The organism is Pseudomonas sp. YA1 (genome assembly GCF_058680555.1).
In genome coordinates this window covers 274,728-288,987 of sequence record NZ_JBZWBG010000001.1, presented here as the reverse complement: position 1 = coordinate 288,987, position 14,260 = coordinate 274,728, and the positions used below count along the sequence as shown (strand labels likewise).

Annotated in this window: 14 protein-coding genes; 6 read left to right on the top strand and 8 right to left on the bottom strand. The window is 65.4% G+C overall.

Features of this window, described 5'->3' with window-relative positions:
- The first annotated feature begins 75 nt into the window (after window positions 1–75).
- A complete protein-coding gene (locus AC4OR5_RS01325; protein WP_058159868.1) occupies window positions 76–1,782 on the top strand; it encodes a di-heme-cytochrome C peroxidase in 1,707 nt (568 codons plus the stop codon).
- Window positions 1,783–1,838: 56 nt separating this feature from the next.
- Here the strand turns inward: AC4OR5_RS01325 and glyS are convergent, their stop codons facing one another.
- Both glyS and glyQ read right to left on the bottom strand, forming a co-directional pair.
- The gene (glyS, locus tag AC4OR5_RS01320) at window positions 1,839–3,893 is read right to left on the bottom strand and encodes a glycine--tRNA ligase subunit beta (protein WP_058159870.1); all 2,055 of its coding nucleotides are present in this window, start codon (window positions 3,891–3,893) and stop codon (window positions 1,839–1,841) included.
- Window positions 3,893–4,840: a glycine--tRNA ligase subunit alpha gene (gene glyQ, locus AC4OR5_RS01315; RefSeq protein ID WP_003097276.1), complete on the bottom strand. Its 948-nt coding sequence runs from the start codon at window positions 4,838–4,840 to the stop codon at window positions 3,893–3,895. The genes glyS and glyQ overlap by 1 nt, the downstream gene beginning before the upstream one ends.
- Before the next feature lie 104 nt (window positions 4,841–4,944).
- Here glyQ and AC4OR5_RS01310 point away from each other — a divergent pair, with 104 nt between their 5' ends.
- From AC4OR5_RS01310 to AC4OR5_RS01295, 4 genes are all read left to right on the top strand, one after another.
- Window positions 4,945–5,496, top strand: a complete 552-nt coding sequence (locus AC4OR5_RS01310) for a DNA-3-methyladenine glycosylase I (protein ID WP_022581122.1) — start codon at window positions 4,945–4,947, stop codon at window positions 5,494–5,496.
- Window positions 5,497–5,640: 144 nt separating this feature from the next.
- Window positions 5,641–6,528 carry a lysophospholipid acyltransferase gene (locus tag AC4OR5_RS01305; protein WP_003097282.1) on the top strand — a complete coding sequence of 296 codons (888 nt, stop codon included), beginning with the start codon at window positions 5,641–5,643 and terminating at the stop codon, window positions 6,526–6,528.
- An 84-nt stretch (window positions 6,529–6,612) separates the two neighbouring features.
- Window positions 6,613–6,879: a PilZ domain-containing protein gene (locus tag AC4OR5_RS01300; protein WP_003114645.1), complete on the top strand. Its 267-nt coding sequence runs from the start codon at window positions 6,613–6,615 to the stop codon at window positions 6,877–6,879.
- Between the two features lie 146 nt (window positions 6,880–7,025).
- Complete coding sequence (locus AC4OR5_RS01295; RefSeq protein ID WP_003097286.1) at window positions 7,026–7,679, top strand: 7-cyano-7-deazaguanine/7-aminomethyl-7-deazaguanine transporter; 654 nt, start codon at window positions 7,026–7,028, stop codon at window positions 7,677–7,679.
- 60 nt (window positions 7,680–7,739) lie between these two features.
- Here AC4OR5_RS01295 and AC4OR5_RS01290 read toward each other — a convergent pair whose 3' ends face one another.
- The 6 genes from AC4OR5_RS01290 to def form a co-directional block, all read right to left on the bottom strand.
- Window positions 7,740–8,012: a hypothetical protein gene (locus AC4OR5_RS01290; RefSeq protein ID WP_003142201.1), complete on the bottom strand. Its 273-nt coding sequence runs from the start codon at window positions 8,010–8,012 to the stop codon at window positions 7,740–7,742.
- 292 nt (window positions 8,013–8,304) lie between these two features.
- Window positions 8,305–8,622 carry a tetratricopeptide repeat protein gene (locus tag AC4OR5_RS01285; RefSeq protein ID WP_003097288.1) on the bottom strand — a complete coding sequence of 106 codons (318 nt, stop codon included), beginning with the start codon at window positions 8,620–8,622 and terminating at the stop codon, window positions 8,305–8,307.
- A gap of 148 nt (window positions 8,623–8,770) precedes the next feature.
- A complete protein-coding gene (gene trkA, locus AC4OR5_RS01280) occupies window positions 8,771–10,144 on the bottom strand; it encodes a Trk system potassium transporter TrkA (RefSeq protein ID WP_003111375.1) in 1,374 nt (457 codons plus the stop codon).
- Window positions 10,145–10,170: 26 nt separating this feature from the next.
- A complete protein-coding gene (gene rsmB, locus AC4OR5_RS01275) occupies window positions 10,171–11,475 on the bottom strand; it encodes a 16S rRNA (cytosine(967)-C(5))-methyltransferase RsmB (protein ID WP_058159872.1) in 1,305 nt (434 codons plus the stop codon).
- Entirely contained in the window at window positions 11,472–12,416 is a 945-nt protein-coding gene (fmt, locus tag AC4OR5_RS01270) for a methionyl-tRNA formyltransferase (RefSeq protein ID WP_058159874.1), read from the bottom strand. Before fmt ends, rsmB begins: the two co-directional genes overlap by 4 nt.
- Window positions 12,417–12,470: 54 nt before the next feature.
- Entirely contained in the window at window positions 12,471–12,977 is a 507-nt protein-coding gene (gene def, locus AC4OR5_RS01265; protein WP_003097293.1) for a peptide deformylase, read from the bottom strand.
- A 138-nt stretch (window positions 12,978–13,115) separates the two neighbouring features.
- Between def and AC4OR5_RS01260 the strand changes: the two genes are divergently transcribed.
- Entirely contained in the window at window positions 13,116–14,141 is a 1,026-nt protein-coding gene (locus AC4OR5_RS01260) for a LysM peptidoglycan-binding domain-containing protein (RefSeq protein WP_058159876.1), read from the top strand.
- Window positions 14,142–14,260: the final 119 nt, after the last annotated feature.

Here is a 14,260-nt window from a genome sequence, read left to right as displayed (position 1 = left end):
TGTTTCCACCACAGGTGGAGCGGGCATGACGACGGGGAGTTCCGGGGCGTCTGCCCGTTCCCAAGGACGGTAACCGTGAAACGCCTGAAAAAGACACTGCACCTTTCAAGCTTGTCCCTCGCTTCCCTGGCACTTTCTTCCGCCGCCCTGGCGGCCGCTCCGGTCATGCTCGACCAGGGCAAGGAATGGACCGAAAGCCACCGCCAGGACTTCTACAGCCGCGACCAAGGCTCGCAGGTGATGCCCCTGCCCTGGCTCAAGGCGTTGCGACAGTCGGATGGAACGCCTTTCCTCGCCGACAGCCTGGCCCGCTACGGCTATTTGCCCAATCCCAAGGCGCCCGCGGAAGGCCTGCCGGTGGGCTTCACCGTAGCCGGCACGGGTGCCCGGCAGATGGTCGGCATGACCTGTTCGGCCTGCCATACCCGGCAGATCGAGGTGAAGGGCACGGCCTATCGGATCGACGGCGGTCCGGCGATCGTCGACTTCCAGGCATTCCTCGCCGACCTCGATCGGGCCGTGGGACCGCTGACCAGCGATGACGCCGCCTTCGACGCCTTCGCCAAGCAGATCCTCGGGGCCAATCCGCCTCCCGGTGCGCGCGACGCCCTGCTCGCGGCGGTGAAGGAATGGTACGAGCCCTATCACACGCTGATCGAGCGCGCGCTGCCCAAGGACACCTGGGGACCAGCGCGGCTGGACGCGGTATCGATGATCTTCAACCGCCTTACCGGGCTGGATATCGGCACCGCGCCGCCCTATCTGATTCCCGACAACATCAAGGCGGCGGATGCGCCGGTGCGCTACCCGTTCCTGTGGAACGCGGCGCGGCAGAACAAGACCCAGTGGCCCGGCTTCGCCGCCAACGGCAACGACCTGCTCGGCCTGGCGCGCAATGTCGGCGAGGTCTACGGGGTGTTCGCCACCTTCCACCCGCAGAAGAGCAAGTTCCACCTGCTGGGCATGGATTACCTGAAGGTCAACTCGGCCAACTTCCACGGGTTGGGCAAGCTGGAGGAGCTGATCAAGAAGATCGGCCCGCCGAAGTGGCCCTGGGCGGTGGACAAGCACCTGGCCAGGAAAGGCGCGCTGATCTTCGCCCGCAAGACCGACGAGGGTGGATGCGTGGAGTGCCACGGCATCCGGATCAAGGACCTGGTGCTTTGGGATACTCCGCTGAGGGACGTCGGCAGCGACAGCCGCCAGCACGCCATCCTCGATGGCCAGGTGCAGACCGGCGTGATGGAGGGCGCGCGGATGCCGTTCGGCCAGCCGCTGAAGGCGACCGACGGAGCCTTCGACGTACTCGCCGTAGCGGTGGCCGGTTCGATCCTGCAGCACTTCGTGCCGATCCTCGGTGAGAAGCACGATGCCAAGGCGGCGGCGGTCAAGCCGGAAAGCGTGATGACCGACGAAACCCGGCAACTGCTGACCGCCTTCCAGAAGCCGGTGCGTACCCAGGCCGACCCCTACCCCTACGAGTCGCGGGTCCTGCAGGGGATCTGGGCGGCGGCGCCGTACCTGCACAACGGCTCGGTGCCGACCCTGGAAGAGTTGCTGAAGCCGGCCGCGGAGCGGGTGGAATCCTTCCCGGTGGGCTCGGCCTACGACGTGGACAAGGTCGGCCTCGCCGCCCAGCAGACCCAATTCGGCAGCTATGTGCTGAAGACCACCGGCTGCGAGCAGCGTGATTCCGGCAACAGCCGCTGCGGCCATGAGTACGGCACCAGCCTGTCGGCCGAGGAGAAACGCGCGCTGCTGGAGTATCTGAAGGTCCTGTAGTGAAAAAGGCCCGGTGTCGCGAGGACGCCGGGCCTTTTCTTCGAGGCGGAACTGGCTCAGCCGAGCAGCGAGATGTCCGCCACCCCGAGGAACGACCCGCGTAGCTTGGCCAGCAGCGCATGGCGGTTGGCGCGCACCGCCGCGTCGTCGACATTGACCATCACATCGGCGAAGAACGTATCCACCGGCTCGCGCAAGGCCGCCAGGCGGGCCAGCGCGGCGCGATAGTCGCGTGCCGCTGCCAGCGGCGCGACTTCGCTTTCGGCGTTCGCCACGGCGCTGCCCAGGGCCTTCTCGGCGGCTTCCACCAGCAGGCTGGCATCCACGCTCGGCGGAACCTCGTCCTCGGACTTGGCGAGAATATTCGACACCCGTTTGTTCGCTGCGGCCAGGGCCTCGGCTTCAGGCAACTGGCGGAAGGCCTGGACGGCCTGTACGCGCTGGTCGAAGTCCAGCGGCGAGCTTGGCTTGAGCGCGCGCACCGACTGGTACACGGCCACGTCCACGCCTTCGTCCTCGTAGCGCGCGCGCAGACGGTCGAACACGAAGTCCAGCACCTGCTCGGCCAGGCCGGCGGCCTTGACCTTGTCGCCGTATTGCTCGACGGCGGCGTTGACCGCGGCTACCAGGTCCAGGTCGAGCTGCTTCTCGATGAGGATGCGCAGCACACCCAGCGCGGCACGGCGCAGCGCGTAGGGGTCCTTGCTGCCGGTGGGAAGCATGCCGATGCCGAAGATACCGACCAGGGTATCGAGCTTGTCGGCCACCGCCACGGCGGCGCCGGTCAGGGTCGAGGGTAGCTCGGCGCCGGCGCCGCGCGGCATGTACTGCTCGTTGAGGGCCAGGGCGACGTCTTCCGCTTCGCCGCCGTGGGTGGCGTAGTAGTAGCCGGCGATGCCCTGCATTTCGGGGAACTCGCCGACCATTTCGGTCGCCAGGTCGCACTTGGACAGGATGCCGGCGCGCGCGGCGTTCTGCGCATTGCCGCCTATACGTTCGACGATGTAGGCGGCCAGGCCGGAGACGCGCTGGGCCTTCTCGAACACGGTGCCGAGCTGGGCCTGGAACACTACGTTGCGCAGGCGCTCGTTGAAGCTTTCGAGCGGCTGCTTCTTGTCCTGCTTGAAGAAGAACTCGGCGTCGGTGAGGCGCGGGCGAACCACCTTCTCGTTACCGCTGACGATGTTTTCCGGCGCCTTGCTCTCGACGTTGGCGACGGTGATGAAGCGCGGCAGCAGCTTGCCGTCGGCGTCCAGCAGGCAGAAGTATTTCTGGTTGTCCTGCATGGTGGTGATCAGGGCTTCCTGCGGGACCTCGAGGAAGCGCTCCTCGAAGGAGCAGACCAGCGGCACCGGCCACTCGACCAGTGCAGTCACTTCGTCGAGGAGGCTCGGCGGCACGATGGCGCTGCCTTGTTGCTCGGCGGCCAGTTCGGCCACGCGCTTGGCGATCAGCTCGCGGCGCTCGGCGAAATCGGCCAGCACATGAGCGCCGCGCAGGTCTTCCAGGTACGCTGCCGGGCTGGAAATACGCACATTGTCCGGATTGTGGAAGCGGTGGCCACGGGATTCGCGCCCGGCTTTCTGGGCGAGGATCTCGCACTCGACCACGTCGTCGCCGAACAGCATCACCAGCCATTGGGTCGGACGCACGAACTCCTCGCGGCGAGCTGCCCAGCGCATCCGCTTGGGAATCGGCAGTTCGTTCAACGAGGCCTCGACGATGCCAGGCAGCAGGCCGGCGGCCGGTTGGCCGGCGATGGTCTGGCTGAAGCGCAGCTTCGGACCGCTCTTGTCGATCTGCTGCAGATCCACGCCGCACTTCTTGGCGAAGCCCAGGGCGGCCTGGGTCGGGTTACCGCTGGCGTCGAAGGCGGCCTGCAGCGGCGGACCGTCTAGGTTGACGGTACGGTCGGGCTGCTGCACGGCGAGTTGCTCGACCAGCACGGCGAGACGGCGCGGCGCCGCATAGAAACGCGCAGCGGCATAGCTCAGACCGGCAGCCTTGAGGCCCTTCTCGATACCGCTGAGGAAGGCTTCGCCGAGGCTGTTGAGGGCTTTTGGCGGCAGCTCTTCGGTGCCCAGTTCGACCAGGAAATCCTTGGCGCTCATCATTCGGCCTCCTTCAGCTTGGCCAGTACTTCGTCACGCAATTCGGGGGTGGCCATGGGGAAGCCGAGGCGCGCGCGGGCCTGCAGGTAGCTCTGCGCCACGGCGCGGGCCAGGGTACGCACGCGAAGGATGTAGCGCTGGCGCTCGGTGACCGAGATGGCGCGCCGCGCATCCAGCAGGTTGAAGGTATGCGAAGCCTTGAGGACCATCTCGTAGGTCGGCAACGGCAGCTCCAGCGCGATCAGGCGGTTGGCTTCGCTTTCGTAGAAGTCGAACAGTTCGAACAGCTTCGGCACGTTGGCGTGCTCGAAGTTGAAGGTGGATTGCTCCACCTCGTTCTGGTGGAACACGTCGCCATAGGTGACCTTGCCGAACGGGCCGTCGGTCCAGACCAGGTCGTAGACCGAATCCACGCCCTGCAGGTACATGGCCAGGCGCTCCAGGCCGTAGGTGATCTCGCCGGTGACCGGATAGCACTCGATGCCGCCGACCTGCTGGAAGTAGGTGAACTGGGTGACTTCCATGCCGTTCAGCCAGATTTCCCAACCCAGGCCCCAGGCGCCGAGGGTCGGCGATTCCCAGTTGTCCTCGACGAAGCGGATGTCGTGGACCAGCGGGTCGATGCCGATGGCTTTCAGCGAGCCGAGATACAGCTCCTGGAAGTTCTCCGGGTTCGGCTTCAGGACCACCTGAAACTGGTAGTAGTGCTGCAGGCGGTTGGGGTTCTCGCCGTAGCGGCCGTCGGTGGGGCGGCGGCTCGGCTGGACGTAGGCGGCGTTCCAGGTCTCCGGGCCGATGGCGCGGAGGAAGGTGGCGGTGTGGAAGGTGCCGGCGCCCACTTCCATGTCGTAGGGCTGCAGCACCACGCAGCCCTGCTCGGCCCAGTAGTTCTGCAGGGCGAGAATCAGGTCTTGGAAGGTGCGCACGGCGGGCGTAGTCTGGCTCACGAAATTCACCTGTGCTGAGGCTTCGATACAAAACGCGGAAGTATACCCGATTCCCGCGCCGCCTCGCCCGTCCCCCCGATCCCTGGAAAACCACGGAAAGCCTTATGCCACGCTGCTTCTGGTGCAACGACGATCCTCTCTACATGGCCTACCACGACGAGGAGTGGGGTGTGCCGCAGCGCGATCCCGACGCGCTGTTCGAACTTCTGCTGCTGGAGGGCTTCCAGGCCGGGTTGTCCTGGATCACCGTGCTGAAGAAGCGCGAGCGCTACCGCCAGGTGCTGTTCGGCTTCGATGTGCAGCGAGTGGCACAGATGAGCGACGCGGAGATCGACGAACTGATGCTCGACCCCGGCATCATTCGCAATCGGGCCAAGCTCAACGCTGCGCGGCAGAACGCCCAGGCCTGGCTGGAGCTGGATGACCCGGCTGGGTTCCTCTGGTCCTTCGTCGGCGGCCAGCCGAAGATCAACCATTTCGCTGGTCGTGCCGAGGTGCCGGCGATTACCCCGGAAGCCGAGGCCATGAGCAAGGCGCTGCGCAAGGCCGGCTTCAACTTCGTCGGGCCGACCATCTGCTACGCCTTCATGCAGGCCAGCGGCATGGTCATGGACCATACCCAGGACTGCGACCGTTACGCCCAACTCGTCGGCTAGCCGGGCGCTCCCTGATGGATGCGTTCGGATGTTCCACGTGGAACATCGGCGCGCAGCATAGCTGGTCGCCCCGCTTCCTTGGCTGCCGCCCTCGCCCTTCTTCCTGGCGTACAATGCGCGTTCGAGTCGAGCGAGGAGTGTTTCGTGGAGAAATTCAAAGGTGCCCTGGTGGTGGGGGCCCTACGCCTGTTCGCGCTATTGCCCTGGCGTGCCGTGCAAGGCGTCGGGGCCGGCATAGGCTGGCTGATGTGGAAATTGCCGAATCGATCCCGCGAGGTAGTGCGGATCAACCTGTCCAAGTGCTTCCCCGAGTTGTCCGAAACCGAACTGGAAAAGCTGGTCGGACAAAGCCTGATGGATATTGGCCGTACCCTCACCGAAAGTGCCTGTGCCTGGATCTGGCCGCCTGAAAAGTCGCTGAGGTACATCCGCGAGGTCGAAGGCATGGAAGTGCTGGAGGAAGCGCTGGCTTCCGGCGATGGCCTGGTCGGCATTACCAGTCACCTGGGAAACTGGGAAGTACTCAACCACTTCTATTGCTCTTACGCCAAGCCGATCATCTTCTATCGTCCGCCCAAGCTGAAGGCAGTGGACGAGTTGCTGAAGAAGCAACGCGTGCAATTGGGCAATCGCGTCGCACCTTCCACTCCGGAGGGTATCCTCAGTGTCATCAAGGAAGTGAAGAAAGGCGGTTGCGTAGGGATTCCCGCCGACCCCGAGCCCGCGCGTACCGCTGGGCTCTTCGTGCCCTACCTGGGCACCACTGCATTGATCAGCAAGTTCGTCCCGCAGTTGCTTTCACGCGGCAAGGCGCGTGGAGTGTTCTTCCATGCGGTGCGCCTGCCCGATGGTAGCGGTTACAAGGTGATCCTCGAAGCGGCTCCGGCGGACATGTACGACAAGGACCTGGAAGTGTCTGTAGCAGCCATGAGCCGCGAGTTGGCGAAGTATGTACGAGCCTATCCCAGCCAGTACATGTGGAGCATGAAGCGCTTCAAGAACCGCCCGGATGGCGAGAAAAAATGGTACTGAGGAAAGGGCGTCGGAAGACGCCTTTTTCATATCCGGGTACTATGCTCAGCTCTGCCGCCTCCTCCGCAGGTCCCGAGGGACTCGATGGATAATCAACGACAATACCCACGAACCCCGCTCAAGTGCCGAATCCGTATCAGTCACCCGTTATTTGGCGAGCTGATGGCGCAGACACGCGACCTCTCCGACACCGGGGTCTATGTCAAACACCCGGATCTGACCCAGCTCCCAACAGGCAGTGTCGTTACTGGCCAGGTACAGGATCTGCCGATCGACGCGCCGATCCTGCAGATGGAAGTCGTGCGAGTCGATGCGGAAGGCGTCGGCCTGCGCTTTCTCAGCGAAGCCTGAACGGTGATGTTCCACGTGGAACCCCAGGCATGAGCCACTGATCACAGAGTGGGCGAAACCGCTGCCGGTTATCGGCTAGAATGCGCGCCGCTCGGCATGGTGCCGGGCATGGGTTCCCTCACCCCATCGCGCAAAAAGGACAGTACATGTCAGCTTCTTCTCCGGCGGCCTGGCGCGGCACCCTGGCCGGCCTGATCGCCTTCCACATCTTCATCATCATCGCCAGCAACTACCTGGTGCAGTTGCCGATCACCCTGTTTGGCTGGCACACCACCTGGGGCGCCTTCAGCTTTCCGTTCATCTTCCTGGCTACCGACCTCACCGTGCGCTTGCTGGGCAAGGGCCCTGCCCGGCTGGTCATCGCCCGGGTCATGATCCCGGCGTTGATCGCCTCCTACGTGGTCTCGGTGTTGTTCCAGGAAGCGGCGTTCCGTGGTTTCTCCGCGCTGCTGGAGTTCAACACCTTCGTCGCACGGATCTCCCTGGCAAGCTTCCTCGCCTATGTGCTCGGGCAGATCCTCGACATCCAGGTATTCGATCGCCTCCGTCGTTCCCGACACTGGTGGACCGCGCCAGTCGCCTCGACCATCCTCGGCAACCTGCTGGACACTTTCACCTTCTTCTTCGTGGCGTTCTGGCGCAGCGACAATCCGTTCATGGCGCAACACTGGGTGGAAATCGCCACGGTGGACTACGGAGTGAAGCTGAGTATCAGCCTTCTGCTGTTCGTGCCGCTCTACGGCATGCTACTCAACGGCATCCTGAAGATGCTGCCGGGGCGGCCGCAGAGCAACGCTTGAGGCTCATCGAGGCAGTCTGGAGGAAGGGCGCAACGGCCGTGACCGTTGCGCCCTTCTTCGTTAGGAGGTGGTAGCCCGGTGCGCGGCCGTGAGCAGCGTCAGGGCATCGCCGCCGAGCGTGACCAGGATGTGCGCCACGCGCTGAATGGGAACGCCCTGCCCTGTCCGCACTTCGATCCTTTCCAAGGCATGGAGGAGACCGAGGAGAGCCCTCAGGCGCTCCTGTACGGATTCGAGCATCTCATTGGCGGAGGCGTTCCGGTGAACGTAGAGAATCGCTTGCTCGTATGGGTATTCGACATAGGACGGGACTGAACGCTCGTGCTTCGACATGTTGGCTCCGGAAAAGTAGTTGAAGTCGGGTGTCGCGTTCGGGCTTGGACCGAAGCGATGAGTCGAAGCTAGAGGGCCGGCAGCGGTCGCTCAATGGGGTGTTGGGCGTTCGGGATGCAGGCTACATCGTTGACAGAAGTTGCCTACGAATGTGTGGAACAGGTCTTTGTAAAAGTGTCGTCGGGGCGTGCTCGAACCGTTCCGCCAGCGCTCGATGAGGACGCCCGACACGCCTGCCGGAACTCCGGCCAGCGGGTGGCGAGAACGCGCTGCGCGAGCCTCGGCCGGACGCTCAGGTTCTCGCCCTGTCGAGCTTGCGCAGGAACACCGTCATTTCCTTTTCGGCCTGCTTGTCGCCATGCGTCGCGGCAGCTGCCAGGCCTTGCTCCCAGGCCTGCCGGGCGCCCGCGAGATCGCCGGCAGCCTGGCGCGCCTTGCCCAGCAGTTTCCAGCCAGCGGAATACTTCGGGTCCTGCTCTACGCAACGCTGGAGGTGTTCCGTCGCGCGTTCGGCGTCGCCCGCGTCCAGGTAGCCCTTGCCCAGGCCGAAGCGCAGCAGCGCATTGTCCACGCCTTTGGCCAGCATCTTTTCCAGACCTTCGATCATCATCCTGCCCTCTTCCAACGATTTCGGCCATTGTGCCCGGCTCCGGCCAGGCTTTGCACGGAACAGGGGGCTTCGGCCGTTGCGAAGAAGGCGCGCGGCCCCTTCGTGCTCGTAGGCCGAAGCCCTATCGCCGTTCGCGATAGGGCTTGCCTCAGAAGAACGTCAGGCCGGCCTGGAACAGTCGTTCGACGTCGCGGATGTATTTCTTGTCGACCAGGAACAGCAGCACGTGGTCGCCGCTCTCGATGTGGGTGTCGCCGTGGGCGATCAGCACTTCCTCGTCGCGCACCAGCGCGCCGATGGTGGTGCCCGGCGGCAGCTTGATCTCGTTGATCGAGCGACCGATCACCTTGCTCGACTTGGCGTCGCCATGGGCCACCACCTCGATCGCTTCGGCTGCGCCGCGGCGCAGCGAGTGTACGCTCTCGATGTCGCCGCGGCGAACGTGGGCCAACAAGGTGCCGATGGTCGCCAGTTGCGGGCTGATGGCGATGTCGATCTCGCCGCCTTGCACCAGGTCGACATAGGCCGGGTTGTTGATCAGGGTCATCACCTTGCTCGCGCCGAGCCGCTTGGCCAGCAGCGAGGACATGATGTTGGCCTCGTCGTCGTTGGTCAGGGCGAGGAACACGTCGGTCTCGCCGATGTTCTCCTCCAGCAGCAGGTCGCGGTCGGAAGCGCTGCCGTTGAGCACGATGGTGCTGTCCAGGGTATCCGAGAGGTGCCGGCAGCGCAGCGGGCTGCGCTCGATGATCTTTACCTGGTAGCGGCTCTCGATGGCCTCGGCCAGGCGCTCGCCGACATTGCCGCCGCCGGCGATGATGATCCGCTTGTAGCTGTCGTCGAGCCTGCGCATCTCGCCCATTACCGCGCGGATATGGGCCTTGGCGGCGATGAAGAAGACTTCGTCGTCGGCCTCGATCACCGTGTCGCCCTGGGGAATGATCGGCCGGTTGCGGCGGTAGATCGCGGCGACGCGGGTATCCACGTTCGGCATGTGCTCGCGCAGCTGGCGCAGCTCCTGCCCTACCAGAGGGCCGCCGTAGTAGGCCTTGATGCCGACCAGTTGCGCCTTGCCTTCGGCGAAGTCGATCACCTGCAACGCGCCGGGATGTTCGATCAGGCGCTTGATGTAGTTGGTGACCACCTGCTCCGGACTGATCAGCACGTCCACCGGGATCGCCTCGTTGTCGAACAGGCCGGTACGGGTCAGGTAGGCCGGCTCGCGGACGCGGGCGATCTTGGTCGGGGTGTTGAACAGGGTGTAGGCGACCTGGCAGGCGACCATGTTGGTCTCGTCGCTATTGGTCACTGCCACCAGCATGTCGGCGTCGTCGGCGCCGGCCTGGCGCAGCACCGTGGGGAACGAGGCCTTGCCTTGCACGGTGCGGATGTCGAGGCGGTCGCCGAGGTCGCGCAGGCGGTCGCCGTCGGTGTCGACCACGGTGATGTCGTTGGCTTCGCTGGCCAGGTGCTCGGCCAGTGTGCCGCCGACCTGGCCGGCACCTAGGATGATGATTTTCATGGCAGGAACGGCTCGTCAGGTTTCGATCAACGGGCGGATATCTTGATCAGCTTGGCATAGTAGAAGCCATCGTGGCCTTCCACCTGCGGCAACAACTGGCGGCCGTGGGGCTGTTTCATGCCCCAGGGGCCGGGAAGGTCCAGTTCGCGGGCGCCGGGCGTACGGGCGAGGAAGGCGGCGATGCTGTCGCTGTTTTCTGCCGGCATCACCGAACAGGTGGCATAGAGCAGCACGCCGCCGACTTCCAGGGTAGGCCACAGCGCGTCGAGCAATTCACCTTGCAGGTGCGCCAGGGCGGCGATGTCTTCCGGCTTGCGCGCCAGCTTGATGTCCGGGTGGCGGCGGATCACCCCGGTGGCCGAGCACGGGGCGTCGAGGAGGATGCGCTGGAACGGCTTGCCGTCCCACCACGCCCCGGTGGCCCTGGCGTCGGCGGCGACCAGGCTGGCTTGCAGGCCGAGCCGCTGGAGGTTTTCCCGAACCCTTACCAGGCGGCTCTCCTCGAGGTCGACGGCGATCACTTCGGCCAGTCCCGGCTGGGTTTCCAGCAGGTGGCAGGTCTTGCCGCCAGGCGCACAGCAGGCGTCGAGGACACGCTGGCCGGGCGCGCTTTCGAGCAGCTCGGCGGCCAGTTGCGCGGCTTCGTCCTGGACGCTGACGCGGCCCTCCGCGAAGCCCGGTAGTTCGCGTACGTCGCGCGGCGCGGCGAGCTGGATGCCGTCGCGGCTGTAGTCGCAGGCGCGGGCCTCGATCCCGGCTTCGGCGAGTTCGGCCAGGTAGGCATCGCGCTCGCCGTGGCGCCGATTGACCCGCAAGGTCATCGGCGGGTGTGCGTTGTTCGCCGCGCAGAGCGCGTCGAGTTGCTCCGGCCAGGCCTGCTTGAGCGCTTTCAGCAGCCAGCGCGGATGGCCCAGGCGCGCCGAGGGATCGCGGTCGACCTCGGCCAGCAGCGTCTCGCCTTCGCGCTGCGCGCGGCGCAGCACGGCGTTGAGCACGCCCTTGGCCCAGCCCTTCTTCAGCTTGTCGGCGCAGCCGACGGTCTCGCCGATCGCGGCGTGCGGCGGAATCCGCGTGTAGAGCAACTGGTAGAGGCCGATCAGCAGCAGGGCGTGGATATCGGTGTCGGCGGCCTTGAACGGCTTCTGCAACAGGCGCGCGGCCAGGGCCTGCAGGCGCGGTTGCCAGCGCGCCGCGCCGAAGGCCAGCTCCTGGGTCAGGCCGCGATCGCGCGGGGTGACCTTGTCCAGTTGCGGCGGCAACGCGCCAGACAGCGAGGCGCGTCCGGCGAGCACCGCGGCCAGCGCCTGGCAGGCGGCGAGACGCGGGTTCATTGGCCGAGCACCTGGCCGGTGGCGAATTGCTCGCGACGGCTGTTGTAGAGGTCGGCGAAGGCCAGTGGCTTGCCGCCCGGCACTTGCAGGCGGGTCAGGCGCAGGGCGCCTTCGCCGCAGGCGACCAGCAGGCCGTCGCGGCTGGCCTCAAGGATAGTTCCGGGCGCCCCGCTGCCCTGCCCTAGGCTGGCGCCGAGGACTTTCAGCGGAGCATCGGCGAGGCTGGTGTGGCAGACCGGCCAGGGGGTGAAGGCGCGGACCTGGCGCTCCAGTTCGACGGCCGGACGGCTCCAGTCGAGGCGTGCCTCGTCCTTGTTCAGCTTGTGCGCGTAGGTGGCCAGGGCGTCGTCCTGGACCTCGCCATGCAGGGTGCCGGCGGCCAGGCCGGCGATGGCTTCGACCACCGCTTTCGGGCCGAGCGCGGCGAGCCGGTCGTGCAGGCTGCCGCCGGTGTCCGCGGCGGAAATCGGCGTGCTCACCTTGAGCAGCATCGGGCCGGTGTCGAGCCCTGCTTCCATCTGCATCACGGTGACGCCGCTCTCTGTGTCGCCGGCTTCCACCGCGCGCTGGATCGGCGCGGCGCCGCGCCAGCGCGGCAGCAGCGAGGCGTGGCTGTTGATGCAGCCCAGGCGCGGGATATCGAGTACCGCCTGGGGCAGGATCAGGCCATAGGCGACCACCACCATCAGGTCCGCGCGCAGCGCCGCCAGCTCCGCCTGGGCCTCGGCATTGCGCAGGCTCTGCGGCTGCATGACCGGCAGGCCATGCTCCAGGGCCAGGCTCTTCACCGCGCTGGGCATCAGTTTCTGCCCGCGGCCGGCCGGCCGGTCGGGCTGGGTGTAGACGGCGACGATCCGATGTGGGGTGTCGAGCAGGGCCTTGAGATGCTCGGCGGCGAATTCCGGGGTTCCGGCGAAGACGATGCGCAATGCTTGGCTCATGCGGGGCTCGCTAAAAGAAAAAGGCTTGCCGGGGCAAGCCTTTGGGGGATGGGGTCACGCCTGCTGTCGATGCTGCTTTTCCAGCTTCTTGCGGATGCGGTCGCGCTTGAGGGTGGACAGGTAGTCGACGAACAGCTTGCCGTTGAGGTGGTCGCATTCGTGCTGGATGCATACCGCCAGCAGGCCTTCGGCGACTTCCTCGAAGGGGTTGCCGTCGCGGTCGAGGGCCTTGATCCGGACCTTCTGCGGTCGGTCCACGTTCTCGTAGAAGCCGGGTACCGACAGGCAGCCTTCCTGGTACTGGTCCATTTCCTCGGTCAGCGGTTCGAACTCGGGGTTGATGAATACCCTCGGCTCGGACTTGTCTTCGCTGAGGTCCATGACCACGATGCGCTTGTGCACGTTCACCTGGGTCGCGGCGAGGCCGATGCCCGGGGCTTCGTACATGGTTTCGAACATGTCGTCGATCAGCTGGCGCACCGCGTCGTCGACCACCTCCACCGGTTTGGCGATGGTCCGCAGGCGCGGATCGGGGAATTCGAGAATGTTCAGGATGGCCATATGCGTTTGTGATGCACTTGTGGAATCGATTGAAAATCCGCTGCTAAGATGGCGCGCAGCTTGAAAACGGCTTCAGACCGCGTTTCTCGCGGGCTTCGGGCGTTTCGCGTATGTCGACATGATAAAGGGATTCACTGCATGAGGAAATCACTAGTCGCCCTTCTGCTCCTTGCCGCGAGCGGTCTGGCGCAGGCCCAGGTCGACCTCAGGGAAGGGCATCCGGACCGCTACACGGTGGTCAGGGGCGATACCCTGTGGGACATCTCGGGGAAATTCCTCCGCCAACCATGGAAGTGGCCGGAACTCTGGCACGCCAACCCGCAGATCCAGAATCCCCACCTGATCTACCCCGGCGACACCCTCAGCCTGGTCTACGTCGATGGCCAGCCGCGCCTGGTGCTGAACCGTGGCGAATCGCGCGGGACCATCAAGCTGTCGCCGAAGATCCGCAGCACGCCGATCGCCGAGGCCATCCCGACCATCCCGCTGGACAAGATCAACAGCTTCCTGCTGGCCAACCGCATCGTCGATGACGAGAAGACCTTCACCAGCGCGCCGTACATCGTCGCCGGCAACGCCGAGCGGATCGTCAGCGGCACCGGCGACCGCATCTACGCCCGCGGCAAGTTCGCCGACGGCCAGCCGGCCTATGGCATCTTCCGCCAGGGCAAGGTCTACATCGATCCGAAGACCAAGGAAGTCCTCGGCATCAACGCCGACGACATCGGCGGCGGCGAGGTGGTAGCCACCGAAGGCGACGTCGCGACCCTGGTGCTGACCCGCACCACCCAGGAAGTGCGCCTGGGCGACCGCCTGTTCCCCACCGAGGAGCGTGCGGTGAATTCCACCTTCATGCCCGGCGAGCCGAGCCGCGAGGTGAAGGGCGAAATCATCGACGTACCGCGTGGCGTGACCCAGATCGGCCAGTTCGACGTGGTCACCCTGAACCGTGGCCAGCGCGACGGGCTGGCCGAGGGCAACGTGCTGGCGATCTACAAGGTCGGCGAGACGGTGCGCGACCGCGTTACCGGTGAGTCGGTGAAGATTCCCGACGAACGCGCCGGCCTGCTGATGGTGTTCCGTACCTACAAGAAGCTGAGCTACGCCCTGGTTCTGATGGCCAGCAGGCCGCTCTCGGTAACCGACAGGGTGCAGAATCCCTGACTCGAAACCCCCGCCTCGGCGGGGGTTTCGCGTTTCTGGGGGAAGGAAATTTCATACGACGGTTTCCAGGATGGAGGCCGGACCCTTCCCCTCTTCCTGTCAGCGATGGACCTGCCTGC

What these genes read in the sequence shown, in the direction of transcription:
- glyS (WP_058159870.1), bottom strand. Translation starts at nt 3,893, where the DNA reads ATGAGCGCCAAGGATTTCCTGGTCGAACTGGGCACCGAAGAGCTGCCG.
- AC4OR5_RS01310 (WP_022581122.1), top strand. Translation starts at nt 4,945, where the DNA reads ATGCCACGCTGCTTCTGGTGCAACGACGATCCTCTCTACATGGCCTAC.
- AC4OR5_RS01300 (WP_003114645.1), top strand. Translation starts at nt 6,613, where the DNA reads ATGGATAATCAACGACAATACCCACGAACCCCGCTCAAGTGCCGAATC.
- AC4OR5_RS01295 (WP_003097286.1), top strand. Translation starts at nt 7,026, where the DNA reads ATGTCAGCTTCTTCTCCGGCGGCCTGGCGCGGCACCCTGGCCGGCCTG.
- AC4OR5_RS01290 (WP_003142201.1), bottom strand. Translation starts at nt 8,012, where the DNA reads ATGTCGAAGCACGAGCGTTCAGTCCCGTCCTATGTCGAATACCCATAC.
- AC4OR5_RS01285 (WP_003097288.1), bottom strand. Translation starts at nt 8,622, where the DNA reads ATGATGATCGAAGGTCTGGAAAAGATGCTGGCCAAAGGCGTGGACAAT.
- trkA (WP_003111375.1), bottom strand. Translation starts at nt 10,144, where the DNA reads ATGAAAATCATCATCCTAGGTGCCGGCCAGGTCGGCGGCACACTGGCC.
- rsmB (WP_058159872.1), bottom strand. Translation starts at nt 11,475, where the DNA reads ATGAACCCGCGTCTCGCCGCCTGCCAGGCGCTGGCCGCGGTGCTCGCC.
- fmt (WP_058159874.1), bottom strand. Translation starts at nt 12,416, where the DNA reads ATGAGCCAAGCATTGCGCATCGTCTTCGCCGGAACCCCGGAATTCGCC.
- def (WP_003097293.1), bottom strand. Translation starts at nt 12,977, where the DNA reads ATGGCCATCCTGAACATTCTCGAATTCCCCGATCCGCGCCTGCGGACC.
- AC4OR5_RS01260 (WP_058159876.1), top strand. Translation starts at nt 13,116, where the DNA reads ATGAGGAAATCACTAGTCGCCCTTCTGCTCCTTGCCGCGAGCGGTCTG.